This window comes from Mesorhizobium sp. Z1-4 (genome assembly GCF_004000235.1).
GTDB lineage: Bacteria > Pseudomonadota > Alphaproteobacteria > Rhizobiales > Rhizobiaceae > RCIO01.
In genome coordinates this window covers 246,461-271,734 of sequence record NZ_RCIO01000003.1, presented here as the reverse complement: position 1 = coordinate 271,734, position 25,274 = coordinate 246,461, and the positions used below count along the sequence as shown (strand labels likewise).

27 protein-coding genes are annotated in these 25,274 nt (G+C 62.9%); 11 read left to right on the top strand and 16 right to left on the bottom strand.

Going from position 1 to position 25,274, the window contains the following annotated elements; all coding sequences use genetic code 11:
* Positions 1 to 21: 21 nt before the first annotated feature.
* From EP165_RS12760 to EP165_RS12720, 10 genes are all read right to left on the bottom strand, one after another.
* On the bottom strand, positions 22 to 672 hold the full coding sequence (locus EP165_RS12760) for a TetR/AcrR family transcriptional regulator (RefSeq protein WP_127523139.1): 651 nt from the start codon (positions 670 to 672) through the stop codon (positions 22 to 24).
* 109 nt (positions 673 to 781) lie between these two features.
* The gene (locus EP165_RS12755) at positions 782 to 2,182 is read right to left on the bottom strand and encodes an L-serine ammonia-lyase (RefSeq protein WP_127523137.1); all 1,401 of its coding nucleotides are present in this window, start codon (positions 2,180 to 2,182) and stop codon (positions 782 to 784) included.
* A 160-nt stretch (positions 2,183 to 2,342) separates the two neighbouring features.
* Positions 2,343 to 2,471: a hypothetical protein gene (locus EP165_RS20760; RefSeq protein ID WP_281040007.1), complete on the bottom strand. Its 129-nt coding sequence runs from the start codon at positions 2,469 to 2,471 to the stop codon at positions 2,343 to 2,345.
* 266 nt (positions 2,472 to 2,737) lie between these two features.
* Complete coding sequence (locus EP165_RS12750) at positions 2,738 to 3,532, bottom strand: YdcF family protein (protein ID WP_127523135.1); 795 nt, start codon at positions 3,530 to 3,532, stop codon at positions 2,738 to 2,740.
* An 8-nt stretch (positions 3,533 to 3,540) separates the two neighbouring features.
* The gene (locus EP165_RS12745) at positions 3,541 to 4,161 is read right to left on the bottom strand and encodes a hypothetical protein (RefSeq protein ID WP_127523133.1); all 621 of its coding nucleotides are present in this window, start codon (positions 4,159 to 4,161) and stop codon (positions 3,541 to 3,543) included.
* A gap of 59 nt (positions 4,162 to 4,220) precedes the next feature.
* Positions 4,221 to 4,853 carry a hypothetical protein gene (locus EP165_RS12740; RefSeq protein ID WP_127523131.1) on the bottom strand — a complete coding sequence of 211 codons (633 nt, stop codon included), beginning with the start codon at positions 4,851 to 4,853 and terminating at the stop codon, positions 4,221 to 4,223.
* Complete coding sequence (gene gatA, locus EP165_RS12735; protein ID WP_127523129.1) at positions 4,844 to 6,325, bottom strand: Asp-tRNA(Asn)/Glu-tRNA(Gln) amidotransferase subunit GatA; 1,482 nt, start codon at positions 6,323 to 6,325, stop codon at positions 4,844 to 4,846. The genes EP165_RS12740 and gatA overlap by 10 nt, the downstream gene beginning before the upstream one ends.
* On the bottom strand, positions 6,325 to 6,792 hold the full coding sequence (locus tag EP165_RS12730) for a GNAT family N-acetyltransferase (RefSeq protein ID WP_127523127.1): 468 nt from the start codon (positions 6,790 to 6,792) through the stop codon (positions 6,325 to 6,327). Before EP165_RS12730 ends, gatA begins: the two co-directional genes overlap by 1 nt.
* 5 nt (positions 6,793 to 6,797) lie before the next feature.
* Positions 6,798 to 7,085: an Asp-tRNA(Asn)/Glu-tRNA(Gln) amidotransferase subunit GatC gene (gene gatC, locus EP165_RS12725; RefSeq protein WP_127523125.1), complete on the bottom strand. Its 288-nt coding sequence runs from the start codon at positions 7,083 to 7,085 to the stop codon at positions 6,798 to 6,800.
* A 96-nt stretch (positions 7,086 to 7,181) separates the two neighbouring features.
* A complete protein-coding gene (locus tag EP165_RS12720) occupies positions 7,182 to 7,889 on the bottom strand; it encodes a metal-dependent hydrolase (protein ID WP_127523123.1) in 708 nt (235 codons plus the stop codon).
* A 71-nt stretch (positions 7,890 to 7,960) separates the two neighbouring features.
* Here EP165_RS12720 and ruvX point away from each other — a divergent pair, with 71 nt between their 5' ends.
* The gene (ruvX, locus tag EP165_RS12715; RefSeq protein WP_127523121.1) at positions 7,961 to 8,443 is read left to right on the top strand and encodes a Holliday junction resolvase RuvX; all 483 of its coding nucleotides are present in this window, start codon (positions 7,961 to 7,963) and stop codon (positions 8,441 to 8,443) included.
* Here the strand turns inward: ruvX and EP165_RS12710 are convergent.
* Both EP165_RS12710 and EP165_RS12705 read right to left on the bottom strand, forming a co-directional pair.
* Positions 8,392 to 8,721: a DUF6105 family protein gene (locus EP165_RS12710; RefSeq protein ID WP_127523119.1), complete on the bottom strand. Its 330-nt coding sequence runs from the start codon at positions 8,719 to 8,721 to the stop codon at positions 8,392 to 8,394. The genes ruvX and EP165_RS12710 overlap by 52 nt on opposite strands.
* Complete coding sequence (locus EP165_RS12705; protein WP_127523117.1) at positions 8,721 to 9,287, bottom strand: hypothetical protein; 567 nt, start codon at positions 9,285 to 9,287, stop codon at positions 8,721 to 8,723. Before EP165_RS12705 ends, EP165_RS12710 begins: the two co-directional genes overlap by 1 nt.
* A gap of 164 nt (positions 9,288 to 9,451) precedes the next feature.
* Here EP165_RS12705 and EP165_RS12700 point away from each other — a divergent pair, with 164 nt between their 5' ends.
* A complete protein-coding gene (locus EP165_RS12700; protein WP_127523115.1) occupies positions 9,452 to 10,390 on the top strand; it encodes an AEC family transporter in 939 nt (312 codons plus the stop codon).
* On the opposite strand, the gene EP165_RS12695 is transcribed toward EP165_RS12700, so the two are convergent.
* Positions 10,372 to 12,000, bottom strand: a complete 1,629-nt coding sequence (locus tag EP165_RS12695) for an acyl-CoA dehydrogenase family protein (protein ID WP_127523113.1) — start codon at positions 11,998 to 12,000, stop codon at positions 10,372 to 10,374. The two genes, EP165_RS12700 and EP165_RS12695, sit on opposite strands and share 19 nt — an antisense overlap.
* 167 nt (positions 12,001 to 12,167) lie before the next feature.
* Between EP165_RS12695 and EP165_RS12690 the strand changes: the two genes are divergently transcribed.
* Genes EP165_RS12690 through dprA form a run of 4 tightly spaced genes read left to right on the top strand, consistent with a single transcriptional unit; the run spans position 12,168 to position 16,190 of the window.
* Positions 12,168 to 13,130, top strand: a complete 963-nt coding sequence (locus EP165_RS12690) for an aspartate carbamoyltransferase catalytic subunit (RefSeq protein ID WP_127523111.1) — start codon at positions 12,168 to 12,170, stop codon at positions 13,128 to 13,130.
* Complete coding sequence (locus EP165_RS12685; RefSeq protein ID WP_127523110.1) at positions 13,127 to 14,413, top strand: dihydroorotase; 1,287 nt, start codon at positions 13,127 to 13,129, stop codon at positions 14,411 to 14,413. Before EP165_RS12690 ends, EP165_RS12685 begins: the two co-directional genes overlap by 4 nt.
* A gap of 41 nt (positions 14,414 to 14,454) precedes the next feature.
* Positions 14,455 to 15,066 carry a glycerol-3-phosphate 1-O-acyltransferase PlsY gene (gene plsY / locus EP165_RS12680; RefSeq protein ID WP_164743032.1) on the top strand — a complete coding sequence of 204 codons (612 nt, stop codon included), beginning with the start codon at positions 14,455 to 14,457 and terminating at the stop codon, positions 15,064 to 15,066.
* A complete protein-coding gene (gene dprA, locus EP165_RS12675) occupies positions 15,063 to 16,190 on the top strand; it encodes a DNA-processing protein DprA (RefSeq protein WP_127523106.1) in 1,128 nt (375 codons plus the stop codon). Before plsY ends, dprA begins: the two co-directional genes overlap by 4 nt.
* Here dprA and EP165_RS12670 read toward each other — a convergent pair.
* Entirely contained in the window at positions 16,176 to 16,382 is a 207-nt protein-coding gene (locus EP165_RS12670) for a hypothetical protein (RefSeq protein ID WP_127523104.1), read from the bottom strand. The two genes, dprA and EP165_RS12670, sit on opposite strands and share 15 nt — an antisense overlap.
* Positions 16,383 to 16,668: 286 nt before the next feature.
* Between EP165_RS12670 and topA the strand changes: the two genes are divergently transcribed.
* The 5 genes from topA to rpmG all read left to right on the top strand — a co-directional run bounded on the left by topA (position 16,669) and on the right by rpmG (position 23,035).
* Positions 16,669 to 19,245: a type I DNA topoisomerase gene (gene topA / locus EP165_RS12665; protein WP_127523526.1), complete on the top strand. Its 2,577-nt coding sequence runs from the start codon at positions 16,669 to 16,671 to the stop codon at positions 19,243 to 19,245.
* A 3-nt stretch (positions 19,246 to 19,248) separates the two neighbouring features.
* A complete protein-coding gene (rnr, locus tag EP165_RS12660) occupies positions 19,249 to 21,540 on the top strand; it encodes a ribonuclease R (RefSeq protein WP_127523102.1) in 2,292 nt (763 codons plus the stop codon).
* The gene (locus EP165_RS12655; RefSeq protein WP_245440126.1) at positions 21,540 to 21,959 is read left to right on the top strand and encodes a DUF983 domain-containing protein; all 420 of its coding nucleotides are present in this window, start codon (positions 21,540 to 21,542) and stop codon (positions 21,957 to 21,959) included. Before rnr ends, EP165_RS12655 begins: the two co-directional genes overlap by 1 nt.
* Positions 21,960 to 21,989: 30 nt before the next feature.
* Positions 21,990 to 22,730: an NUDIX hydrolase gene (locus tag EP165_RS12650; RefSeq protein ID WP_127523098.1), complete on the top strand. Its 741-nt coding sequence runs from the start codon at positions 21,990 to 21,992 to the stop codon at positions 22,728 to 22,730.
* A 137-nt stretch (positions 22,731 to 22,867) separates the two neighbouring features.
* Entirely contained in the window at positions 22,868 to 23,035 is a 168-nt protein-coding gene (gene rpmG / locus EP165_RS12645; protein ID WP_127523096.1) for a 50S ribosomal protein L33, read from the top strand.
* A gap of 385 nt (positions 23,036 to 23,420) precedes the next feature.
* Here the strand turns inward: rpmG and EP165_RS12635 are convergent, their stop codons facing one another.
* Both EP165_RS12635 and EP165_RS12630 read right to left on the bottom strand, forming a co-directional pair.
* The gene (locus EP165_RS12635; protein WP_127523094.1) at positions 23,421 to 24,794 is read right to left on the bottom strand and encodes a PleD family two-component system response regulator; all 1,374 of its coding nucleotides are present in this window, start codon (positions 24,792 to 24,794) and stop codon (positions 23,421 to 23,423) included.
* Positions 24,794 to 25,150 carry a response regulator gene (locus EP165_RS12630; RefSeq protein ID WP_281040014.1) on the bottom strand — a complete coding sequence of 119 codons (357 nt, stop codon included), beginning with the start codon at positions 25,148 to 25,150 and terminating at the stop codon, positions 24,794 to 24,796. Before EP165_RS12630 ends, EP165_RS12635 begins: the two co-directional genes overlap by 1 nt.
* Between the last annotated feature and the right edge of the window lie 124 nt (positions 25,151 to 25,274).

Genomic DNA, 25,274 nt, shown 5'->3' with positions numbered 1-25,274 from the left:
AGCCGCAGGGGCGCCGTGGGACTACTTCACGCCATAGGCTGCCAGAAACACGCCGAGGCCTTCCTTGACCGCGCGCCGCTGCTCGGCCGGTTTCGGAATCGCTTCGTCACCAAGCAGCATCGCCTGGTTCAGCGCCTGCGCCATCACCAGCCAGTTGAAATGCACCGCAGCCATGGCTGGGTCTTTCACGTCCAGAAGCCCGTCTGCAGAAAGCTGCCCGAACAGTTCGGCCAGCTCGTCCATCGCACGTTGCGGCCCGCGCTCGTAAAGCACGCGCGCCAGCTCCGGAAAGCGGCTTACCTCGCCGATAACCAACCGGCGCAACTGCATGATGCGCGGCGTCAGCACGATCGACAACTGCCTGTGGCCATATGCCTCGAGATAGGCGGCCACGTCGCCGGCCTCCTGTAGCGGAGGCATCTCGTCGTGCACGGCATCGCCGGTGCGGTCGGTCAGGCTCGACACGATCTCCACGAACAGCGCTTCCTTGCTCGTGAAATGTTTGTAGACCGTCTGTTTCGAGACCTCCGACAGCGCGGCGATCTCGTCCATGCTGGTCCCGAGATAGCCGTCGCGCAGAAAGACCTCCGTCGCAGCATCGAGGATCGCCTGCCGCTTACGCAACGAACGCTTGCTTCCCTCAGCCCCTGCCCCGTTCTTGGTCGGCGTCATCGTGCTCCGGCCGTATCGATCCGATCGCCAGGTAAGTACTGAACAGTCTAGTTTGTGACAAGTTGGCGCCGGTCAATCGGGTTTCGGCCCGGCGCCATACGCCGCCCCTTCAGCACTCCACAACGTTGACCGCCAATCCGCCCTGGCTGGTTTCCTTGTAGCGCTCGTTCATATCGATACCGGTCTGGCGCATGGTCTCGATCGCGGCATCCAGCGGAACGAAATGTTTGCCGTCGCCCTTGATCGCCAGCGATGCCGCAGTCACGGCCTTCACGGCACCGAGCGCATTGCGCTCGATACAGGGCACCTGCACCAGCCCGCCTACCGGATCGCAGGTCATGCCGAGATGGTGCTCCAAAGCGATCTCGGCGGCGTTCTCGACCTGCTCCGGCGTGCCGCCCATGACAGCGCAAAGGCCGGCTGCCGCCATCGCCGACGCCGAGCCCACCTCGCCCTGGCAGCCAACCTCGGCGCCCGAGATGGATGCGTTGTGTTTGATGATGCCGCCGACGGCGGCAGCCGTCAGCAGGAAATCCCGGATATCGCGCTCGGTCGCATCGACGTGAAAATGCTGCCAGTAGCGAATGACCGCCGGCACCACGCCCGCCGCTCCGTTGGTCGGCGCGGTAACCACGCGCCCGCCGGCGGCGTTCTCTTCATTGACCGCCATGGCGTAGACGGAGAGCCAGTCATTGGCGAGAAGCGGGTTTGGCCGGTTGCGGCTCCACTCCTCTTCGAGCTTGCCATGCAGCGCACGCGCGCGCCGCTTCACCTTTAGCCCGCCGGGCATAACGCCGTCCTGCGACAGCCCCCGTTCGATGCAGCCCTGCATGGCCGACCATATCGCGTCGAGGCCGGCATTCAGATCTTCGCTTGTCTGGTTCGTTTCTTCGTTCGCGCGCTTCATCTCGGCAATGGAGAGCCCGCTCTCAGCGGCCATCGCAAGCATCTGCTTGGCGTTGGCGAAGGGATAAGGCACGCCCTTCTCCACCGGCGGCTTGCTACGAGCCTTGAGCCGCTGAAGCTCCTCCTCCGAAACGACAAAGCCACCGCCGACCGAATAATAGACGCGTTTGAGAAGCAGCCTGTTGTCGCCGTCCAGTGCCATGAAGGTCATGCCGTTGGCGTGGCCGGGCAACGGGTTCTTGCGGTCCAGAACCAGGTCGTTTTCGGGGTCGAAGCGATAACCCGCATGCTGCGGCGGAAGCACCTTCTTGTCGTGCGCGATGCGCGTCAGGTCCTTTTCCGCCTGATCAGGATCGGCGGTTTCAGGCGTTTTGCCGTCGAGACCGAGAATGACTGCGCGATCGCTCGCGTGTCCCACCCCGGTGAAGGCGAGTGAGCCGTGCAGGCTGACCTTGAGCGCGACCACCTCAACGCCGGCCGGCCGCGGCCAGTCGCCGCCTGAGATCTCTTCCAGAAATCTGGCAGCCGCCACCATCGGCCCCATTGTATGCGAGCTGGACGGCCCGATGCCGATCTTGAAAAGGTCGAATACGGAAAGAAACATAGAAGTCGGCTCATGGCGGCTGGATTGCAGAATGCTGCGTCATACCATCCCGCCGCCACGTTCTGGTAGCGCCGCAGCGCTTGTCCGATTGCGCCAGCGCGGCACAAAAGAAAAAGGCGCAGCCGAAGCCACGCCCTTTCACTCAAATCTGCCGGTCGGATCAATTTGCGGCGATAACCGCTACCGTCTCCGATCCACCGACAAGCCAGGCAAGGAGGATAATGCCGGCAAAACCGATTGCTGCTTTGGCAGTTACGCCCCAGCAGGACTTCTGGATACTGTCTTCCATACCACTTCCGTGAATCAAAGAACCCCAAAGTGCGTCGCGGCATTCGCCGCTCGACGGCCCCACTCCGTCGTCGGCTGCTCTTAGCTATTCACCCCGCCTTTCGCAATGCAAAAAAGGCCGAATCGAGGCTTCCCCACCGTCACATTCCGATACGCTCCAGGCGATTCTCGATGGATTTCAATAATTTATCGTAAAGGCCCGAGTTCAGACATTGTTAATACTCACGGCTGCATTGCGGCCTGTGCATAGCAGGCACCGGTGCCCTTTCAGGGCCCTGGAAAAACGGAATCAATCCGGCCGGTCAGCCGATATGCGAAGAGCCCCACCCATTCGCGGATCGCGAGTGTCGTGGTGTGAAGCGAATCGATCGCATTGTCTTGAGCTAAGCCAATTCGTTCGGCACCGGTAGTGCGGTAATCGACCGGCCAGGCGATAACGTTGAACCCTGCCCGGCGGAACAGCGACATGGAGCGCGGCATGTGAAATGCCGACGTCACCAGTATCCAGCTCTGCGTTGAATCGGGTTGCAAAAGATCGCGTGTAAACACCGCATTTTCCTGCGTATTCCGCGACTGGTTCTCCAGCACGAGCCGCTCCGGCGATACACCGAGCGCCGTCAGGAGCCGCGGAGCGGTATCCGCATCCGGCTCGCCATGCAAAAGCAAGGCGCCGCTGCCGCCGGCAACCACCACCGGCACACCGGGCAGCCGGTGCGCAAGCACCGCCGCTTCCACGAAACGGTCTCCGGCACTGGCGAGTTCATAGCCGCCTCGCGCCGCGTTGACCGAGCCTTCGAAACCGCCGCCCAGCACGATGATCCCGGCAATTGCGGACGGCAATACATCCGGACGCTGGAAGCGATCTTCGAGCGGGCGCAGCATCAGCGCCCCGAAGGTGGTCCAGCTGGAAATAAACAGTACGAGAAAGCTGGCGCAAAATACCGACGCCGCGGTTTTCCGCCAGGATGCGGCAAGGATAACAAGGCCGGCAAACAGCAGTAGCGTGGCCAGTCCGAGCGGCTGCAGGAAGAACCAGAATATCTTCGACAAGTAGAAAAACATGACGCCTGTTAGAGTTTGCCGGGGTCTGTTTCGCCGTCGTCGCCGCCCGCAATCGCATTCTTCGGTTTCCCGCTGACGAGGTGCCGCCTGATCGCAGCCAGCGACTGCTCGGCCTCTTCCTTGCTCAAGGCGATGCCGAAACCATACTGCTTGCCGTCTACCTTGAAACTGATGGCGCGATTGGTGGAGTTGGCGGCGGCTGGCGCCGCAGACAGCTCGACTTCGCTGACGCGTGCGAGATCGAAGACCTGCCGCCGCCTGAGCCGCCACAGACCGGCCTCGCGCACCAGCGCCCCGCCGGTGATGAACAGCCGCTCGACGCCGAACAGCTGCCACAGAACGAAATACCACGCGGCCGCACCGCCGAGCGTCCAGAAGGTCACCCAGACGATCAGGAACAGATCCGCCGCCAGCGGTGTACCGCCGCGGAATATCTCATTCAGCGCGAAATATTCGCCAACGCTCCAGCCGCCCAGCCACAAGAGCAGAAACATGATAACCGGCATCTGCCGGTGGCTTGGGTTGTCGATGCCAAGCCCGTCAGCGGTTTCGCGGATGGTGATGCGGCTGTCGGCGCGCTTTTTCAGGAGGTTCACAATGTTGCGCCGCGCCGCGGTCGGATCGCTCATTGCCGCAGGATACCCGATTCCGCGCCGGCGCAAAGCGGCCTTGCGCTTGCCCGTAGACGTCAGGCAGGCCTGCCGTTGGCGTCGCCATCGCCGACGATTGCCGTTGCTGGATGCGCCGCATCGCGAACCAGCTTGGCCACGAGTTCTGCTTCGTAGTCCGACAGCCCGCTTCCGATTCGCATGGCCCGCCCGGCCGTTGTTACCTTGATGGTTCCAATACCGGCCAGGTCGTTGCTGGCGCCCTTGACCACGCTGACTTCGCGAATATCCGAACCTTCCACTATGCGCTTGCCTCGGAAGCTGAGCAGGCCCCACTCCCGCACCAGCGCGTTCGCGGTGAAGAACAGGCGTTCGACGCCGAACAGCTGCCACAGGATGGTCCACAAGACGGTCACACCGCCAACAGTCCAGGGAACGATCCAGGCAATCAGAAAGAAATTCGGACCGGAAAAGCCGCTTCGTATGATTTCACGCAGTACGAAATATTCGCCCACGGCCCATCCGCACAGCCAGAACGAAAGGAAGAGCACAGCAAGGATTTTTCGCGACGGTGGAATGTGAACCCCGAGCCCGTCGGCGGTACGCCGCACGGAAATCCGCAGCCCGCCGCGCAGGCGCTCGATGTCGGCAATCAGCCGTCCGACATCGTCGGCCTCGCTCGCATCGGTTGATGCGCCGTCGTTCACCACCATTTGGCGGGTTCGAAACGGCCCGCCGCCTGCTCGATCACATGCGCGGTACGGAACAGCATTTCTTCGTCGAACGGACGCCCGATCAGCTGCAGTCCGAGCGGCAGGCCATTCGCGTCCAGCCCGCCGGGCACCGCGATACCGGGCAGTCCGGCCATGTTCACCGTCACCGTGAAAATATCGTTCAGATACATTTTCACCGGGTCGGACGCCATGTCCTCATCGGCAATACCGAAGGCGGCCGAGGGTGTCGCCGGCGTCAGGATTGCATCCACGCCGGCGGCAAAAACGTCCTCGAAATCCTTCTTGATCAGCGTGCGCACCTTCTGGGCCTGCACGTAATAGGCATCGTAATAGCCGGCTGACAGCACATAAGTACCGATCATCACGCGGCGCTTGACCTCGCGGCCGAAACCAGCGGCGCGCGTCTTTTCATACATGTCGATAATGTCCTTGCCCGGAACGCGCAGCCCGTAGCGCACCCCGTCATAACGCGCCAGGTTGGACGAAGCCTCAGCCGGCGCCACAATATAATAGGCCGGCAGCGCGTATTTGGTGTGCGGCAGAGAGATATCGACAATCTCCGCGCCCGCATCCTCCATCCACGCGATGCCCTGCTGCCACAGTTTCTCGATTTCCTCGGGCATCCCGTCCATGCGGTATTCCCTGGGAATACCGATCTTGAGGCCCTTCACCGATTGCCCGAGCGCGGCTTCGTAGTCAGGCACATCCTGCGTAACGGAGGTCGTATCTTTCGGATCGGACGACGCCATGGATTTGAGCAGAATCGCAGCATCGCGCACATCGCGCGCAATAGGCCCTGCCTGGTCGAGCGAGGAGGCAAACGCAACCGTGCCCCATCGCGAGCAGCGGCCATAGGTCGGCTTGATGCCGACCGTGCCGGTGAACGCCGCAGGCTGGCGGATCGAACCGCCGGTGTCGGTCGCCGTCGCTCCGGCGCATAGCCATGAAGCGACCGCTGCCGCGGAGCCGCCCGACGAGCCACCTGGAACCAGCGCCTTGTTGTCGTTCTTCGCCCGCCAGGGATTGGTGACCGGCCCGTAATATGACGTCTCGTTGGATGAGCCCATCGCGAACTCGTCCATGTTGAGCTTGCCCAGCATCACTGCCCCGTCGGCCCACAGATTGGCCGTGACGGTGGATTCGTAACGCGGCTCGAAGCCGTCCAGAATGTGGCTGCCGGCCTGCGTATGCACGCCCTCGGTAGCAAACAGGTCCTTCACGCCGAGCGGAATGCCTTCCAGCGCACCACCTTCGCCGGCGGCCAGCCGCTTGTCGGCGGCCTCGGCCATGGCGCGCGCCTTGTCATGCGTTACCGCAACATAGGCATTGAGCGTCGGGTTCGCGGCGTCGATCGCGTCGAGATAGGCATTGGTCAGCTCAAGCGAGGAGAACTCCTTCTCCTTGAGCTTTGCACGCGCTTCGGCAATCGTCAGTTTGGTGATCTCGGTCATCAGGAAAGCTTCTTTTCGTAAAATCGCGACCAGCCGGAATCGGGATAGTCCAGCACCGCACCGCATTGGGCGAACCCGCCGCGCTCATAAACCCGCCAGGCAGGCTCGAACCCCGGCGCTTCGCCGGTTTCGAGCACCAACCGGCTGATATTCTTTTGCCGCGCCAGCTCCTCTACCCGCTCAAGCAGCAGCGAACCAACCCGTTGGCCGCGCACTTCCGGCAGCGTGAACATGCGTTTGACCTCGCCGAGCCCGTCGCCTTGGTCTTTCAGCGACGCCATGCCCACAGCCCTGCCGCCCGCATCCCGGGCAACGAACACGGTCACCGTCGGCTCCGCCATTTGTTCGGCCGTGAGCTGAAACTGAAACTCCGGCGGTGACAGCGGCATGAGGTAGTCGTTCAGCGCCGCCACCATTGTGCGCACGGCATCCTGCAGCGGCGTCTCGACCGTGATGGCGACCGGCATCGGACCTATTCCACCACCTTCGGAACCAGGAAGAAGTTCTCTTCGGTCGCCGGCGCGTTGGCCACGATATCGGCAGCTTTTCCGCCGTCGGTCACCGCGTCCTGCCGCTTCTTCATCTCCAGGGGGATGACGGAAGTCATAGGCTCAACGCCGGAAACGTCGACCTCGTTCAGCTGCTCGACGAAACCGAGGATCGCATTGAGCTCACCGGTCATGCGTTCGGCATCGGCATCGTCGACCGCGATCCGGGCAAGGCGCGCGACATGTTTGACAGTGGCAATGTCGACCGACATGGCGAACTCCAGAAAATGAAGGAAAAGCTCCCCGCGCCTATAGAACCCGGCCGTGCCGAGCGCAACCGCAGAGCGTCGGCGGATATGAAATGACGCTCAGAACGACGCCGACCCGCCGGGCTCGAGCGTCAGCACGTCTGTACCCGACCCATCCATGCCTGCGACGAAATTGTCCGCGCTCTGATCGATGATCGGAAACGATCCGTAGTGGCAAGGAATGGCCGTCTCGAACTTGAAGAACCGCCGGCACGCGAGTGCGGCCACCGCACCGCCCATGGTGAAGCGGTCGCCGATGGGCACAAGGCCGATCTGCGGCTGGTGCAGCTCGTTGATCAGGCCCATATCGGAAAAGATATCGGTGTCGCCCATGTGGTAGACGCTTTTGCCATCCGGGAAATGCAACACCAGTCCGAGTGGATTGCCGAGATAGATATTCGCGCCGCCTCCCGTCTGGAACGACGAAGAGTGATCGGCCCGCACAAAGCTGACAGTGAACCCGCCGCATTCCACGGTGCCGCCCGTGTTGCCCGGATTGACCTTGCCTTCATCGACGCCCTGCCCGACCAGCCACATGCATATCTCGAAATTGGCGACCAGCATCGCGCCGGTTTTCTTCAGGATGTCGAGCGCATCGCCGACATGGTCGTTATGGCCATGGGTCAGCAGAACATGCGTCACGCCTTCCGCCACATCTTCCCAACCCTTGTCCCATGCGGGACTTCCGGTCAGAAACGGATCGATCAGGATTTTGGCATCGCCGTTCTCGATTCCGAAGGCCGAGTGGCCGTACCAGGTGATGTTCATGGGCATTCTCCGCAATTGCATTCGACAGAGGATAGATTGCCGGCTGCGATGTCAAAAGCTATTGCGGGCCGATGGCAGTCACATCGATCGAACAGCTCGCCGAATCTGTGCAGCCCGGGCAACGGCTCGCGGGGCTCGATCTGGGCACCAAGACCATCGGGGTCGCTGTCTCGGATGGCGCCCTGTCGCTGGCGCATCCCCGCACGGTGATTCGCCGCAAGAAGTTCGGTGCCGATGCTGCTCAGTTGATTGAGACTTTCGCGCGCGAAAACGTCGCCGCGATCATTCTCGGCCTGCCCGTCAATATGGATGGTTCGGAGGGGCCCCGCGCACAGGCAAGCAGGGCCTTCGCCCGCAATCTCGGCCCGCTGACGCCGCTGCCGATCGTCCTGTGGGACGAACGGCTTTCCACGGTCGCCGCGGAACGTTCGCTGATCGGATTGGATGTATCGCGCGCCAGACGCTCAGCGATCATCGACGCCGAGGCCGCGGCCTTCATTCTTCAGGGCGCGCTCGACCGGTTGAGAATACTCTCGTCAAACGGCCCGAAATAACGCTGCCGCCTGTCTGCGATCCAGGCGATGATCTGGCGCCTGCGGCGAACGGCGAAAATCGCCAGTATGATCGCGGTGTCCAGAACGCAGGCCTTGGCGACCAGGATCGGAATGGTCGTCGGCTCGATACCGAGCATGTTGCCGTATATCTGGAACGCGAAGTCGTGGAACTCGCGGCTCAGAAACAGCAGGCCGAAGTTCCAGTCGTAATACGACAGGAAGAACCAGCCCCACAAAAGACCGAGCGGCGTCGCCCAGAAAAGCAGAATGTAGCGCATCACTGCCCTCCGCGGGCGAATTCGCCGCGCATCGGAAAATGAACGATCTCGGCGCTCGGCTGTTTGAACTCGACGGAATAGACATGCGCGGCCTCGATGGCCCGGTCACGTACCTCGCGCGGCGCCAGCGTCTGTTTCGGCTCCGGACCGATTCGCGACAGCAAAAGCGAGATGACGAGTGCGGCCACCAGCAGCCCGCAGCTGATCATGATCGGCACGGATGCATCGAGCACGGTAGCCAGAAAGATCACGCCGCCAATGCCGAAAGCCCCGCCATGGGCAAGTTCGCTCGGATTGTCGATGCCGCGCGACCAGTCGTCGTCACCGATGAGCGCGGTCAAAAGCATCCAAAGGAAAAGCGAGGTCACGATGGCCGACCCGAGCGAAAGGCCGCCCATCATCGGTTCGCTCGCCAGCGGCTCGATGCCCAGCAGCGGCACCGCGAACGGTACGGCGGCCCGCGCCACGTCAAGGCCGTCGGTCGCGGCCACCATGGCGATAATTGCCAAGGTTCCGAATACCGCGATCCAGCACGTCGAAAGTGCGATCTTGACTGCTTTGTGCATCAATTGCCGCCTCCTCGCCCGCAAACTGGCGGTATGCGCTGACAGCTGCAATCGAAACCAATTGTTAAGGTTAACCGCCGCGGCGTTACCCACAGGCGCACTGCCTTTACACGGCGGATGCGCGAGCCTAAGCCGGGAAACACATCATCCGGACACCGGACGCAATGCTCCCCATCTTCGAAAGCATCCTTCCGATCTTCCTTCTCATTGTGGTCGGCAATCTTCTGAGCAAGGTGCCGAAACTGGACCGGCCCGTGTGGGAGAGCATGGAGATAATCTCCTACTGGGTGCTCTACCCGACGCTGCTCTTCACGACCATTCTGCACGCCGACCTGAGCGATCTGGCGCTCGACGCCATGCTCGGCGCATTGCTTTTCGCAGTCGCGCTGATGGGCGCGTTTTCAGCCGCCCTGTGGCCGCTCTTCAAAGCCGCAGCTATCTCGAACGGACCTGAGTACACGTCGATATTCCAGACCACCATGCGCTGGAACGGATTTATCGCCCTCGCCGTTGCGCAAAAGCTGTATCCGCCCGAGGCCAGCGCGGTCGTCGCGCTTGCGATGGCGACAATCATCATACCGCTCAACCTGTCGTCGGTCGCCGTGCTGGTGCGGCTGGGGACCGGCGAACCAAACTGGCGGCGCACCATGCGGGCGATGGCCACCAATCCGCTGATAATCTCGGTTCTGCTGGCAATTCTCCTGCGCTTCCTGCCCGACGGCCTGTACGAACCCGTCGGCGAAGCCGTGCGCCTGGTCGGCAGCGCAGCAATCGGCATGGGCCTGCTTGCGATCGGTGCCGGCCTGCGCCCGATGGATGCTTTGAAGCCGCGCGCCATCATGTGGCTGCCGCTGGTACTGAAGCTGCTCGTTTTTCCGGCGCTGCTAGTCACGCTGGCATGGACATTCGGCGTACGCGGCGACCAGATCGTCTATCTGGCTCTGTGCGGCTCCGTACCGACGGCCATGAACGGTTACATTCTGGCCCGCCAGCTCGGCGGCGACGCCGAATTTTATGCCGCCGAAGCCACGCTCCAGACGGCATTTGCCTTCATCACCATGCCGGTCGTGCTGTCGCTCGCCGCTCAGCTGGCATCCGGATAGAGCGTGTCGACAATCGCGCCCGCATCGTGGCGGCCGTCGAGCATGCCGTAGGTGCCGCGCCACTGGCCGGCAAGCCGCGTTTCCACAAACGCATCTGCGATCCGCCCAGCGCCCATGCGCCTCAATTCAGCCGCTGCTGCCGAAAGTGCCAGCTGCTCGGTGAGGATACGCGCCGAACCCTCGTCCGATGCCGCGACGCCAATTGCGGCCTTGATGACCTCGATGGCTCCGCGTCCGGCCGTGCCGAGATCGCGCCCGATGGCTTGCATCACCTCTTCGAAAAGCTGCGGTCCGCGCGCCAGAACGCGAAGAACATCGAGCGCCATAACGTTGCCCGAACCCTCCCAGATGGCGTTGACCGGGACCTCGCGATAATAGCGCGACAACGGCGCTTCCTCGACATAACCGTTGCCACCAAGGCACTCCATCGCCTCGTAGATCAGCGCCGGCGCGGTCTTGCACACCCAGTATTTCACCACCGGTGTCATGACGCGCACGAATGCCGCCTGCTCGCGGTCGTTTGCCGCCTCGTCGAACGCCCGCGCCAGCCGGAATGCGAGCGCCGTCGCCCCCGCGACATCGAGCGCCATGTCGGCCAAAACCCGCTGCATCAGCGGCTGGTCGACAAGCGCCGTGCCGAAGGCCTGGCGGTGCCTTGCATGATGGACCGCTTCGGCAAGCCCCGCCCGCATGATGGCCGACGAACCCAGCGCGCAGTCGAGGCGCGTCAGCGTCACCATGTCCATGATCGTGCGAATGCCCTTGCCGGCCTCCCCCACTAGATCGGCGTGGACTCCCTCGAACTCGACCTCGGACGAAGCGTTGGATCGGTTGCCGAGTTTGTCCTTGAGGCGCTGGAAATGGAGGCCGTTCGGCGTCCCGTCATCGCGCATGCGCGGCACCAGGAAACACGAAAGCCCCTCCTCCTGTTGTGCCAGCATCAGAAACGCATCAGACATCGGCGCCGACATGAACCATTTGTGGCCGCTCAGCCGGTAGCTGCCGTCCCGGGCAGGCATGGCGGTGCTGGTATTGGCGCGCACATCCGTCCCGCCCTGCTTTTCGGTCATGCCCATGCCGAGCGTAAGCCCGGCTTTTTTAAAGGGCGCGGCATGCGAGGGATCGTATTTGCGCGATGTCGCCAGCGGCGCCCATTTGCGGAAAAGGTCCGGCGTACCGATCAAGGCCGCCAACGACGCATTCGTCATCGTGATGGGGCACAGATGCCCCGTCTCCAATTGCGACATGAGATAGTAGCGGACCGCCCGAATCTGGTGCCGCCGGCCCTGCTCGGCCTTGCTGTTTTCCCAAACGCTCGAATGCAGGCCCAGGGAGACCGAGCGCCGCATCAGCGCGTGGTAGGCCGGATGGAATTCCACCTGATCGAGCCGGTTGCCGCGCTGGTCATGTGTTTTGAGCTGCGGCGTCTGAGCGTTTGCAATGCGCGCCAGATCGAGCGCTTCTGCCGACCGCACGAATCGGCCCAGGAGCTCCAGCTCCTTACGTATTGGCTCGGCAAAATCCTCCGACAGCTGCGTCAGCAAAGGGTCGCTGCGCAGCGCATTCGTGCCGGATATCGGCGGGGATTGGTTGAACACGTCGTGCGTCAAGCGGAATTACCTCGTTGGTCGGTGCCGTGGGCGGACTGTGCCGCATTTGGCATCAAATATATAGCGGCGCAGCAAATGACGCCTTAACCGAATTCGGGGGAAAGGTTCCCGGGCGCAACACATCGCCTTGCGGCTGGGCCGGTAGCGCCCTATAGCACCGGCTTGAGATGAGACCAGCCGACACGTTCCCCCTTTTTCCGCACCGGCACCTGCTGGGGATCCAGAGCCTTTCTCCTTCCGATATCGAACTCTTGCTCGACCGCGCCGACGCCGCGGTGGCTATTTCGCGCCAGTCGGAGAAGAAATCCGCCAATCTGCGCGGACGCACGCAGATCAATCTGTTCTACGAAGCTTCCACACGCACCCAGTCGTCGTTCGAACTGGCCGGCAAGCGGCTTGGCGCCGATGTGATGAACATGTCGGTGGGTTCGTCTTCGGTGAAAAAGGGCGAAACCCTTATCGACACCGCAATGACGCTGAACGCCATGCGGCCCGACATCCTGGTTATCCGCCATGCTTCGGCAGGTGCGGCGGCCCTTTTGGCGCAGAAGGTCGGCTGCTCGGTGGTCAATGCCGGCGACGGCGCGCATGAGCACCCGACGCAGGCGCTGCTGGACGCGCTGACGATCCGCCGTGCGCGCGGCGCGCTCGGCAAGCTCACGGTCGCCATCTGCGGCGATGTTCTTCATTCCCGCGTGGCGCGCTCCAACATCGTGCTGTTGAACGCGCTTGGCGCGCGGGTGCGCGTCGTCGGCCCGTCAACGCTGATGCCTGCCGGCATCGAGCGCATGGGCGTTCAGCCCTTCACATCGATGGCCGATGGCCTGCAAGACGCCGACGTCGTCATGATGCTGCGCCTCCAGCGCGAGCGCATGTCTGGCGCGTTTGTGCCTTCGATAAGGGAGTATTTCCGTTATTACGGCCTCGACGCGGAAAAGCTGAAGGCGGCAAAGGAAGACGCGCTGGTCATGCATCCTGGCCCCATGAACCGCGGCGTCGAGATCGCCTCCGAGATTGCAGACGGCCCGCAAAGCGTCATCGAAGAACAGGTGGAGATGGGCGTTGCGGTGCGCATGGCGGTTATGGAGGCGCTGCTTGATCCGCGCCGGAATGCCGGGGATGCGCAATGACGGCGACCGTGTTCACCAACGCGCGCATTGTCGACCCCTCGCGCGGGATCAACGAATATGGCGCGGTTGTCGTCGCCGGCGGCAAAATCAAGGCAGCCAGCGCAAAAGCCCATAATCAGGGCGCACCGGACGGCGCCGAGATCATCGACTGTACCGGCAATCTCATCATTCCCGGCCTGGTCGACAGCCGCGTCTTCATTGGCGAGCCGGGCGCCGAGCATCGCGAGACGATTGCCTCCGCGAGCCACGCGGCCGCAGCCGGCGGCGTAACCTCCGTCATCATGATGCCCGACACCCATCCGGTCATCGACGACCCGGCGCTGGTCGAGTTCGTGCTGCGCACTGCGCGTGAAACGGCTGTCGTCAACATTCACCCCGCGGCGGCGGTGACAAAAGGGCTCGAAGGTCAGGAAATGACCGAGTTCGGCCTTCTGCGCCAGTCGGGCGCAGTTGCCTTCACCGAGGGACGCAACACGATTGCCAATCCGCTTGTCGTGCGCAGAGCCCTCACCTATGCGCGCGACTTTGGTGCCGTGCTCTCGCTTGAGGCCCAGGATGCCGACCTCTCCTGTGGAGGGGTGATGAATGAGGGACTTTACGCAAGCTGGCTCGGCCTGCCCGGCATACCGGCCGAAGCCGAAATCATACCGCTGGAGCGCGATCTTCGGCTCGCCCGCCTGACCGGCGGCGCCTATCATGCGGCCAAATTGTCGACGGCTGTTTCCGCCGAGGCGGTGGCCCGCGCGAAATCGGATGGCGCGCAGGTTACGGCCGGTGTTTCGATCAACCATCTCGCGCTCAACGAGATCGATGTCGGCGAATACCGCACCTTCTTCCGCCTCTCGCCGCCACTGCGCACGGAGGAAGACCGGCTGGCCATGGTCGAGGCACTGCGCAGCGGTGCCGTCGATATCATCTCGTCATCGCACGACCCGCAGGATGTCGACACCAAACGCCTGCCTTTCGCCGATGCGGCCACCGGCGCGATCGGGCTGGAGACCCTGCTCGCCGTGGCGCTTCGCCTGCACCACAATGGCGACGTTCCGCTGCTGCGCCTCATAGATGCGCTGTCCACCGCGCCGGCGCGGCTGTTCGGCCTGCCTGGCGGCACACTGGCGCCTGGCGCGCCCGCCGATCTGGCGGTTGTCGATCTGGACTTTCCCTGGATCGTTCGCGAAGCCGACATTCGCTCGCGTTCCAAGAACACCTGCTATGAGGGCGCGCGATTGCAGGGCAAGGTGTTGCAAACAATGGTCGCGGGCCGCACAGTCTTCCAGACCTAGCCCGCGTTGCGCCGGGCGCAACACGCATACCGGAGGATACCTTGTTTGCCCTGACGCTACTCGCGGCTCTGCTGTTCGGCTATTTGCTCGGCTCGATCCCGTTCGGGCTGATCCTCACGCGTGCCGCAGGATTGGGCGATGTCCGCAAGATCGGCTCGGGCAATATCGGCGCGACCAATGTGCTCAGAACCGGCAACAAGGGTCTGGCCGCCGCCACTCTGCTGCTCGACGCGCTGAAGGGTACGGCCGCCGTAGTTATCGCCAGCACCTACGGCATCGAGCTCGGCCTGATTGCCGGGCTTGGCGCGTTTCTGGGCCATCTCTTTCCCGTCTGGCTGCTTTTCAGGGGCGGCAAGGGAGTCGCCACCTATATCGGTGTGCTGCTCGGCATCGCCTTTCTGCCGCTTCTGTGGGCGTGGGTGCCTGTCGTTGTGTTCGCAGGCGTCTGGCTCGCCACCGCCATCATCCTTCGATATTCCTCACTGGCCGCCCTGCTTGCCGCCGTCATCACGCCTGCCGCCACATGGTATGTCGGTCTGGCCGACATCGCGGTAGGTCTGGGCTTCATGTCGTTGCTCCTCATCGTCAAACACCAGGCCAACATTCGCCGTCTTCTTTCAGGCAATGAATCGAAGATCGGATCCAAGGGGTGACCACGCCCCTGGGCAGCGGTCAGCATCTGACCGACCGCCAGCGGGTCGCCTGGTTGCGGCTGATCCGGACAGAAAATGTCGGCCCGCAGACATTCCGCGATCTGATCAATCGCTTCGGTTCAGCCGAGGCGGCGCTAAGTGCATTACCCGAACTTGCCAGCCGCGGTCGCGCAGGGACGCCGATCCGGCCCTTCTCTGCCGAGGCGGCAGAGGACGAAATGGCGCGCACTGAACGCTTCGGTGCGCGTTTCGTTGCGCTGGGCGAACCCTCCTACCCGCCATTGCTGCGGCGCATAAGCGGTGCGCCGCCTCTGCTCGCCGTCAAAGGTCAGTCCGCCGCTCTGCAACTGCCCTCGATTTCGATGGTGGGAGCACGCAACGCGTCCCTCTCCGGCATCAAGATGGCGCGCAAGCTGGCGTCGGAGTTCGGCAAACGCGGTTATGCCGTTGCGTCCGGCATGGCGCGCGGCATCGATGCCGCCGCCCATGAGGCGAGTCTCGACACCGGAACCGTCGCCATGCTTGCCGGAGGGCTCGACCAGCCTTATCCGCCGGAAAACATGCAACTGTTCGAGATGATCTGCGAGCGCGGCGCGGCCGTATCGGAGATGCCCTTCGGCTGGGAACCGCGGGCCCGCGATTTTCCGCGCCGCAACCGCCTTATTGCGGGCGTCTCCATGGCACTCGTTGTTGTTGAGGCGGCCCTGCGCTCGGGCTCCCTGATCAGTGCCCGCTATGCCGGCGATTTCGGTCGGCTGGTCTTTGCTGTTCCCGGCTCCCCCCTCGACCCGCGCTCCGCAGGCACCAACGGGCTGATCAAGGACGGCGCCAGCCTCGCGACGGGAGCGGATGACGTTCTGGATGCGCTGGAACCGCTTTCGGGCGTTCCCGGGCCGCGCGACGACAGCTTTTCCGAACCGCCCGACTTCGACGCTGCACCGCCACCCGACGATGACGATCGCGCCCGTGTCATCGAGGCCCTCGGCCCCTCGCCCGTCACAATCGACGAGCTGATCCGCCACACGAGCGCTCACCCGGCGCAGATTTTCATGATTCTGCTCGAGCTTGATCTGGCAGGGCGCCTGGAACGCCACCCGGGCGGCGGCGTGTCACTTATCCTGTAGCGGATACCCCTGTTTCACGCGCGTTGGCCGCGCGCCACGGATTATGTCACTTGCCTCGACATAGGCCATCTCGACAAGGTAGGCGAGCATGTCGCATCGCTCCACCTCCGCCATCTGGCGCAACTGGCCGAGCATGGACTGGATATAGTCCAGATTGTCGGTCCGCCTTGCTTTTTCAGCGAGCTGGCGCATACGGGCAAGCGCTCCTGGTCCGGTCGCACGGGCGCCTTTTGTTATTGTTCGCTGCGCCGCGCGGGTCAGAACGATTCTTCATGCCCCAATGGGGCAAACACCTACCGACATTGATCAGAAATTGCAATAATTCAACTGAAATAAACCATTGGTTGTATTCTCGCGCAGCCGGAATTTTGGTGCCCGCCCTTGACCGAACGCAAAACCGCAGCCATGTGACGACACTGTTTTCAACTGAACTGCTACGCCAAGGCGACAGCCGAGCGTGAAGGGTTACGGTCCACGCATGGACATCGTCGTCGTCGAATCGCCCGCCAAGGCCAAGACGATCAACAAATATCTCGGCCGGGACTACAAGGTTCTGGCCTCCTTCGGCCATGTGCGGGACCTGCCGCCCAAGGACGGTTCCGTGCGACCGGACGAGGACTTCGCGATGTCCTGGTCGGTCGATGGCGCATCCTCGAAACGGCTGTCTGAAATCACGAAGGCGGTGAAGGAAGCCGACGGCCTGATCCTCGCCACCGATCCGGATCGCGAAGGCGAAGCGATCTCCTGGCATGTGCTTGAAGTGCTGCGCCAGAAGAAGGCGCTGAAAGACAAGCCCGTCCGCCGTGTCGTCTTCAATGCCATCACCAAATCGGCCGTGCTCGACGCCATGGCCAACCCGCGTGACATCGATGTGCCGCTGGTCGACGCCTATCTGGCCCGCCGCGCACTGGACTATCTCGTCGGCTTCACGCTCTCGCCGGTGCTGTGGCGCAAGCTGCCGGGCGCGCGCTCCGCCGGGCGCGTACAGTCGGTAGCGCTGCGCCTCGTCTGCGACCGCGAAGGCGAGATCGAGCGTTTCGTGAAGCAGGAATACTGGCTGCTTTCATCGACGCTGCTGACGCCGCGCGGCGATAGCTTCGAGGCGCGCCTCACCGAGTTCGACGGCAGGAAGCTGCAGAAGCTCGACATCGGCAGCAAGGAAGAGGCAGACCGCATCAAGGCAATGCTGGAAGGCGCTGCCTTCAAGGTGCTTTCGGTCGAGGCCAAGCCGACGCGGCGCAACCCCGCTCCGCCATTCACCACATCAACGCTGCAGCAGGCCGCCTCATCGCGGCTGGGTTTTGCCGCAAGCCGGACCATGCAGGTCGCACAGCGGCTTTACGAAGGCATCGACATCGGCGGCGAGACTGCCGGCCTCATCACCTATATGCGAACCGACGGTGTCCAGATGGCGCCTGAGGCGATCGAGGCCGCACGCTCGGCAATCGCAAACGAGTTTGGCGATCGCTATCTGCCGGAGAAGCCGCGCCACTACTCGACCAAGGCGAAAAACGCCCAGGAAGCTCACGAGGCGATCAGGCCGACCGATTTCACGCGCACGCCCGACCAGATGCGCGGCATGCTCGATGCCGATCAGGCCCGCCTTTACGAAATGGTCTGGAAGCGCGCCATTGCCAGCCAGATGAACCCGGCCGAGATCGAGCGCACAACCGCCGAGATCGATGCAACCGGCCCAGGTGGCAAAGCACGGCTGCGTGCCGTCGGTTCCGTCATTCGCTTTGACGGTTTCATTGCCGCCTACACCGACCAGAAAGAAGACGACGCGGAGGAGGAAGACGCCCGCCGCCTTCCCGAAATCCGCGACGGCGAGGCGCTCGACCGCGAAAAGGTCACAGCCAGCCAGCACGTCACCGAGCCGCCGCCGCGCTACACCGAGGCCTCTCTCATCAAGAAGATGGAAGAGCTCGGCATCGGCCGCCCCTCCACATATGCAGCGACGCTCAAGACGCTTGAAGACCGCGACTACGTGACGATCGACAAGCGCCGCCTGTTTCCGCAGGCCAAGGGCCGGCTCGTCACGTCGTTCCTTGAAAGCTTCTTCGAGAAGTATGTCGAGTACGACTTCACCGCTTCGCTGGAACAGCAGCTCGACGAGATTTCCGACGGCCGTTTGGCCTGGAAGGACGTCCTGCGCGACTTCTGGAAGGATTTCTCCGGCCATATCGACGAGATCAAGGACTTGCGGGTCACCGAGGTTCTCGATGCGCTGAATGAAGAGCTGGCACCACTCGTCTTCCCGCAGCGTGAGGACGGCTCCAATCCGCGCATCTGCCCGCGCTGCGGTACCGGCAATCTGTCGCTCAAGCTCGGCAAATTCGGCGCCTTCGTCGGCTGCTCAAATTACCCTGAGTGCGGCTATACCCGCCAGCTCGGTGCCGACGCCAACGGCGGCAACGGCGCCGACGATGACAGCGGTGACCGGGTTCTGGGTACCGATCCCTACACCAGCGAGGAAATCGTGCTGAAAAGCGGCCGTTTCGGCCCCTATGTCCAGCGCGGCGAAGGCAAGGAGGCCAAGCGCTCCAGCCTGCCGAAAGGCTGGGCGGTGGCCGAGATGGACCATGAGAAGGCGCTGGCGCTCCTGTCGCTGCCGCGCGATGTCGGCAAGCATCCCGAAACAGGCAAGATGATCTCGGCCGGTATCGGCCGCTACGGCCCCTTCGTGCTTCACGACGGCACCTACGCCAATCTGGAAACTGTCGAGGACGTGTTTTCGATCGGCCTCAACCGGGCGGTCACAGTGATCGCGGAAAAGCAGTCAAAAGGCAGCCGCGGCCGCACCTCGACGGCTCTCGCCGAGCTCGGCGACCATCCCGATGGCGGCAAGATCACGGTGCGCGATGGTCGCTACGGGCCCTATGTGAATTGGGGCAAGGTCAACGCGACCCTGCCAAAGGGCAAGGATCCGGCCTCCGTGACCATGCCGGAGGCTCTGGAGCTGATCGCCGCCAAAGCCGCGAAAGGCGGCAAGAAGCCGGCGCGCACCAAGGCAAAGGCCAAGCCCAAAGCCAAATCGAAAAGCAGCAAGGACTGACCGTTGGCCCGGCGCACCACCCCAGGGAGCAAGGCCGGGCGCAGCGCGGATGCTTCCGGCAGCCATCGTCCCTCGCCGCAGGACATTCTCGACTTCCTGGCCGCCAACCCGGACCAATCCGGCAAGCGCGAAATTGCCCGCGCTTTCGGTCTGAAAGGAGCCGACCGCGCCTGGCTTAAGGACTTGCTGGGCGAAATGACCGACAGCGGCCAGATCGAAAAACGCGGCAAACGCGTCGTGCAGCCCGGTGGCCTGCCGCATGTCGTTGAACTCGACATCTTCTCGCGCGATCGCGACGGCTTGCTGCTAGCTCGCCCTTCCGAATGGCCCGATGATGGCGGCGCACCGCCGCTGGTGCAGGTGCGCACCAAACGCGGCAAACCCTCGCCAGGTATAGGCAATCGTGTGCTGGCCCGCGTCTTTCCTGCAAAGGGCGGCAAAGGCCCCGCCTACACCGCGCAGGTCCTGAAGAAGATCGACCGCACGCGCGACACCGTATTAGGTGTCATCCGCAAGGCCGGCGACGAATTCCGTCTCGAACCCGTGACGCGCGGCGAACCTCAACTCAACATCGCGGCCGACGCGCTCGGCGACGCCAAGGCAGGCGACCTCGTGGAGGCCGAGCCGGACAGGTCGAGCCGCCGTTATGGCCCGCCGCGCGGCCGTGTCAGCGCGGTGATCGGCTCAATGGCGAGCGAGAAGGCGATCTCCATGATCGCCATTCATGCCCACGGCATCCCGAATGTATTTCCCGACGCGGTGATCAAGGAAGCCGAAGCTGCGAAGCCGGCAAAGATGTCGGGCCGGGAAGACTGGCGCAAAGTGCCGCTCATCACCATCGATCCCGCCGATGCCAAGGATCATGACGACGCAGTATACGCTACACCCGACGCGGACGAAAAAAACCCAGGTGGCTTCATCGTCGATGTCGCCATCGCCGATGTTGCCACTTACGTCACCGGCGGCTCGGCCATGGACCGCGAGGCGCTGAAACGCGGCAATTCGGTCTACTTCCCGGACCGCGTGGTGCCGATGCTCCCGGAACGCATTTCGAACGATCTGTGTTCGCTGCGCGAGAAGGAGGACCGCCCGGCGCTTGCCGTCCGCATGGTGTTCGACGCCAGTGGCAAGAAACTGCGCCACAGCTTCCACCGCATCATGATGCGCTCGGCCGCGCGGCTGGCCTATACCGAGGCGCAGGCCGCGATCGACGGCACGCCGAACGACAAGACCGGCCCGCTTCTGGAAACGGTTCTCAGGCCGCTCTGGGATGCCTATGCAGCTCTGAAGAAGGGCCGCGGCAAGCGCCAGCCGCTCGAACTCGACCTGCCCGAACGCAAGATCCTCCTGAAGGATGACGGCACGGTCGACAAGGTGATCGTTCCCGAACGCCTCGATGCACACAAGCTGATCGAGGAGTTCATGATCCAGGCCAACGTCGCGGCGGCGGAGACCCTGGAGGCCAGGCGCAAGGCGCTGGTCTACCGCGTACACGACGCGCCATCGCTGGCCAAACAGGAGGCGCTGCGCGACTTCCTGCGCACGGTCGGCATCTCGCTGGCGCGCGGCGCGCAGATGAAGCCGGCGCAGTTCAACAATATCCTTTCCCAGGTGCGCGGCACCGACCACGAGGAGCTGGTCAACGAGGTGGTGCTGCGCTCGCAGAGCCAGGCCGTCTACACGCCTGAAAATCTTGGCCATTTCGGCCTCAATTTGAGACGGTACGCGCACTTCACCTCACCCATCCGCCGATATGCCGACCTTCTGGTCCACCGCGCCCTGATAGGCGCGCTGGGGTTCGGCCCCGAGGGCCTGACAAAAGACGAAGAAGCCCGGCTTGAGGAAACTGCAGCCCTCATTTCGACATCGGAGCGCCGGGCGATGGCGGCCGAGCGCGAAACGGTGGACCGCCTCGTCGCCCGCCATCTCGCAGACCGTATAGGTGCCGATTTCGCCGCGCGCATTTCCGGCGTCACCAAATCCGGCCTCTTCGTCCAGCTGCCGCATTTTGGCGCAGATGGCTTTATTCCCGTGTCAACTTTGGGCGATGACTACTATGTCTACGAAGAAGCGGCGCATGCGCTTGTCGGCCAACGCTCGGGAAAGGGCTACCGTCTGGCGGATCGCGTCGATGTGAGATTGAAGGAAGTAACGCCACTCGCCGGATCGATGCTTTTCGAGATGCTGACCGAACCCGGCCCCATGCCACAGGGAACGCGCTCGTTTCACAAATCGAAGCGGCGCACCGGCGCACGAAGCGGACGCGCAAGCACCGGCCGCGGCAGGAGAAGATGATGGCTGAAGAACTAACCACGCAATACCGTCAGAGCCCGGCGCGCGCCGTTTGGCCCGCGGTCTGGAACGGCACGCGCTGCCGCTGCCCCAAATGCGGAGAAGGCCGGTTGTTCCGGACATTCCTGAAGACGCAGGAAAACTGCCCGGTGTGCAACGAGGAACTCCATCACCAGCGCGCCGACGATTTCCCGGCCTATCTGGTTGTCTTTATCGTCGGGCACATCGTTGTCGGCGCCTATATGGGCTTTGAGACCATGTTCGAGCTGTCGACCTGGCAGCATCTGGCGATCTGGATCCCGATCACGGTGTTGTCCGCCATCGCGCTCATCCAGCCCATCAAGGGTGCTGTCATTGGCCTGCAATGGGCGCTGCGCATGCACGGTTTCGGCGGCGCTGCGGATCAGCCCGAAAAGCTCTGAACGATGGCGACTGACCGGCGCAGCAACGCAATGGCAGGCATGTCTCGCGAAGCGCTGGATCATGCCGAAAGCAAAGACTTTGCGCTCGGCACCGGCCCCAAACGTCCGCGCGACGCGGCAACCCTGATCCTGCTCGACCGCGAAGGCGCCAGCGTCCGCGTGCTGCTCGGACGGCGCAGCCGCCATCATGCCTTCATGCCGGGCCGTTTTGTTTTTCCGGGCGGACGCACGGATCCTGCCGACGCGCGCATAGCGGTTGCGTCGGACCTGCATCCCGACGAAAAGCAGAAACTGCGCGGCACAGGTTCGCGTGCAAGCGACGCGCGCGCCCGCGCCATTGCGCTGTCTGCTATCCGCGAAACCTACGAAGAAGCGGGATTGCTGATCGGCAATCCCGGCAGTTTCCAGACCCGCAATCCTGGCTGGGCGGGGTTTGCCGAGCACAATGTCGTACCCTCGCTCGACCGGCTGCGATACCTCGCGCGCGCCATCACGCCCCCTGGCCGCGTGCGCCGATTCGATACGCGTTTTCTGGTAGCCTGGAAGGACGATATTGCGGTGGAACTGCCGGACGGCGGTCCGACCGAAGAGCTGGAAGAGCTCGCATGGTTCAACCTCGGCGAAGCCAAGGAGCTTGAGGTTCCGCTGATCACCAAGACCGTGCTTGCGGACCTTGAAACACGGCTGGCGAACGACCCCGATCTGCGGCCGGGAGCAGCGATTCCGTTCTACCGTATGCGGCATCGCCGCTTTCAGCGCGAGCTGCTTTGACGCGGCAGCCGCATTCTGGCGCTCGCCAAGCTTGACTTTCGCCGCACAGCCATTATGTCTCGCGCCAGTTTCCCGCAGCCGGGCCGTTTTGTCCCGAAGTCGCGGCACTCACACCAGACATCTACGGAACCACGACTATGGCCAAGGCTACGACCATCAAGATCAAGCTGCTTTCGACAGCTGACACGGGTTACTTCTACACCGCGAAGAAAAACACCCGCACCATGACGGACAAGCTGACCAAGCGTAAATACGACCCGGTCGCGAAGAAGCACGTCGAATTCAAAGAAGCCAAGATCAAGTAGGCTTTTTCAGTCGGCACATGTTCGGACGCCGCCTCAGGGCGGCGTTTTTTGTTGCGCCGCGGTCAAGCGGCGCTGCCTGTCGTCGATCTGGAAGAATGGGGGCCGGCCGGCATCTGACAGCGGTACGAGGAGGCCACTATATGCCAGCGCCGACCGGCCGACCCCACGGACCCAGGAGATGCGGCGGACCTGAGCATCATGGGGTATTTGACAGACGGCACCATTGCTGGCCCCAGCGGCACCCGTCCTGTCCCGAAATGACAGTCGCGCAAGCAAGTCCGAAAATCAACAGTTTCTTAACTAACCGGCCTAGGGCACTGAGATTAAGGTAAATATGCCGGGTCGGCAGACCTTGCGGCACTCAAAGTCGCCCGCGCGGCGCGGTTCAGGCAGCCTTTGCAACAACCTTGTTGCGGCCACTGTTCTTGGCTTCGTAAAGAGCCAGGTCGGCGCGTTTCAGCAATGCCTGCGCATTGTCATGCGGCGGTTGCAGTGACGAAACGCCGACACTCACCGTAACTTCGATTTGTTTGCCGCTATTGCCGATCACGAACGGCGTTGCCGCGATATGGGCTCTGACACGCTCGGCGACCTTCTGCGCGATCGCGAATTCTGTGTCCGGCATGACGATGATGAATTCCTCCCCGCCGAAACGGCAGGCAAGGTCGATGCCGCGTACATTCTGCCTGAGCCGGGCAGCGAATTCGCGCAGCACATCGTCGCCGCCATCGTGGCCATGCACGTCGTTGATGGCTTTGAAGCGGTCGATATCGGTGATCATCAGCGACAGTGGGCGACGACGCGCTTCCGCGCGCTCGAAAAGCGTCTCCAGATGACTGTCGAGATACCGCCTGTTGTGCAGGCCCGTCAGGCCGTCGGTGACAGCCATCTCGATCGTCTGCGCAACGCTTGCGCGCAGCTGGTCGTTATAGCGCTTGCGCTTCACTTGCGTGGTCAGGCGCGCCGTCAGCTCCTGCTCGTCCAGTGGCCGGATGAGATAGTCGTTGATGCCGAGCTCAAGCCCGCGCATCACCAGCTCTTCCTCCTCCTCATTGGCGATCAGCATGATCGGCACGAAGCGGGTGCGGTCGATGGAGCGCAGCTGCGAGCACAGCCGCAACGGGTCGAAATTCTCCAGCGCCGTCGAGATGATGACGCAGTCATAACCGTTTTCCGCCGCCTCAAGCAGCCCGACCTGCGGATCGGCGATAATTTTCAGGTCGGCCTTGCCCCGCAGGTAACGCGCCACCCTGTCGGCGTGGTTCTGGCGTTCTTCGACCAGCAGAACCTTCGGCACTCCCGACCCGGCGGTCGATCCGCGGCTCAAAAGCTCCTCGATGCCGATACTGCGCGTGGTCGACGCACGCAGACGCAGCTCGTCGGTCAGCGTCTTGAGGCGCACCAGGCTCTTCACTCGTGTGATCAACTGCAGGTCGCTGACCGGTTTGGTCAGGAAGTCATCGGCCCCGGCCTCGAGCCCCCGGACCCGGTCCGAAATCTGGTCGAGCGCCGTCACCATGACGATGGGAATATGCGCCGTCGCGGGATCGTTCTTCAGCCGCCGGCAGGTCTCGAAACCGTCCATCTCCGGCATCATGACATCGAGCAAAACCACGTCGACCTTGCCGTTCTCACAGGTCTCGAGCGCCTCGGCGCCGCTGTAGGCTTTCAGCACTTCGAAATACTCGGCCAAAAGCCGCGTTTCGAGCAGCGTTACATTGGCTTTGACGTCGTCGACGACCAGAATGCGCGCGGTCATCAGGCGTCACCCAGATAGGATTTGATCGTCTCGATGAAGCGCGGCACGGAAATCGGCTTGGAGATATAGGCCTCGCAGCCGCCTTGTCTGATCCGCTCTTCGTCGCCTTTCATGGCGAACGCGGTCACCGCGATAACCGGAATGGTGTGCAGGTCGTCGTCTTCCTTCAGCCATTTGGTGACTTCGAGGCCGGACACCTCGGGAAGCTGGATATCCATCAGAATCAGGTCGGGCGTATGCAGACGCGCAAGGTCGAGCGCCTCCAGCCCGTTACGCGTGCGCACGGTTTCGTATCCGCTTGCCTCGATGAGGTCGCGGAAGAGCTTCATGTTGAGCTCGTTGTCCTCGACGATCATCACTTTCTTGGCCATGGCCGCTCCGCCCGCTTTACCGGATCCGCCGCACAATTTACGCGAATCCAGGCGCAACTATACGCCGCATTGATTGACGAAAGGCAAACCCGGGGGCCGATTTCCCGTT

What these genes read in the sequence shown, in the direction of transcription:
- EP165_RS12760 (WP_127523139.1), bottom strand. Translation starts at nt 672, where the DNA reads ATGACGCCGACCAAGAACGGGGCAGGGGCTGAGGGAAGCAAGCGTTCG.
- EP165_RS12755 (WP_127523137.1), bottom strand. Translation starts at nt 2,182, where the DNA reads ATGTTTCTTTCCGTATTCGACCTTTTCAAGATCGGCATCGGGCCGTCC.
- EP165_RS20760 (WP_281040007.1), bottom strand. Translation starts at nt 2,471, where the DNA reads ATGGAAGACAGTATCCAGAAGTCCTGCTGGGGCGTAACTGCCAAAGCA.
- EP165_RS12750 (WP_127523135.1), bottom strand. Translation starts at nt 3,532, where the DNA reads ATGTTTTTCTACTTGTCGAAGATATTCTGGTTCTTCCTGCAGCCGCTC.
- EP165_RS12745 (WP_127523133.1), bottom strand. Translation starts at nt 4,161, where the DNA reads ATGAGCGATCCGACCGCGGCGCGGCGCAACATTGTGAACCTCCTGAAA.
- EP165_RS12740 (WP_127523131.1), bottom strand. Translation starts at nt 4,853, where the DNA reads ATGGTGGTGAACGACGGCGCATCAACCGATGCGAGCGAGGCCGACGAT.
- gatA (WP_127523129.1), bottom strand. Translation starts at nt 6,325, where the DNA reads ATGACCGAGATCACCAAACTGACGATTGCCGAAGCGCGTGCAAAGCTC.
- EP165_RS12730 (WP_127523127.1), bottom strand. Translation starts at nt 6,792, where the DNA reads ATGCCGGTCGCCATCACGGTCGAGACGCCGCTGCAGGATGCCGTGCGC.
- gatC (WP_127523125.1), bottom strand. Translation starts at nt 7,085, where the DNA reads ATGTCGGTCGACATTGCCACTGTCAAACATGTCGCGCGCCTTGCCCGG.
- EP165_RS12720 (WP_127523123.1), bottom strand. Translation starts at nt 7,889, where the DNA reads ATGAACATCACCTGGTACGGCCACTCGGCCTTCGGAATCGAGAACGGC.
- ruvX (WP_127523121.1), top strand. Translation starts at nt 7,961, where the DNA reads ATGGCAGTCACATCGATCGAACAGCTCGCCGAATCTGTGCAGCCCGGG.
- EP165_RS12710 (WP_127523119.1), bottom strand. Translation starts at nt 8,721, where the DNA reads ATGCGCTACATTCTGCTTTTCTGGGCGACGCCGCTCGGTCTTTTGTGG.
- EP165_RS12705 (WP_127523117.1), bottom strand. Translation starts at nt 9,287, where the DNA reads ATGCACAAAGCAGTCAAGATCGCACTTTCGACGTGCTGGATCGCGGTA.
- EP165_RS12700 (WP_127523115.1), top strand. Translation starts at nt 9,452, where the DNA reads ATGCTCCCCATCTTCGAAAGCATCCTTCCGATCTTCCTTCTCATTGTG.
- EP165_RS12690 (WP_127523111.1), top strand. Translation starts at nt 12,168, where the DNA reads ATGAGACCAGCCGACACGTTCCCCCTTTTTCCGCACCGGCACCTGCTG.
- EP165_RS12685 (WP_127523110.1), top strand. Translation starts at nt 13,127, where the DNA reads ATGACGGCGACCGTGTTCACCAACGCGCGCATTGTCGACCCCTCGCGC.
- EP165_RS12670 (WP_127523104.1), bottom strand. Translation starts at nt 16,382, where the DNA reads ATGCGCCAGCTCGCTGAAAAAGCAAGGCGGACCGACAATCTGGACTAT.
- topA (WP_127523526.1), top strand. Translation starts at nt 16,669, where the DNA reads ATGGACATCGTCGTCGTCGAATCGCCCGCCAAGGCCAAGACGATCAAC.
- EP165_RS12655 (WP_245440126.1), top strand. Translation starts at nt 21,540, where the DNA reads ATGGCTGAAGAACTAACCACGCAATACCGTCAGAGCCCGGCGCGCGCC.
- EP165_RS12650 (WP_127523098.1), top strand. Translation starts at nt 21,990, where the DNA reads ATGGCAGGCATGTCTCGCGAAGCGCTGGATCATGCCGAAAGCAAAGAC.
- rpmG (WP_127523096.1), top strand. Translation starts at nt 22,868, where the DNA reads ATGGCCAAGGCTACGACCATCAAGATCAAGCTGCTTTCGACAGCTGAC.
- EP165_RS12635 (WP_127523094.1), bottom strand. Translation starts at nt 24,794, where the DNA reads ATGACCGCGCGCATTCTGGTCGTCGACGACGTCAAAGCCAATGTAACG.
- EP165_RS12630 (WP_281040014.1), bottom strand. Translation starts at nt 25,150, where the DNA reads ATGATCGTCGAGGACAACGAGCTCAACATGAAGCTCTTCCGCGACCTC.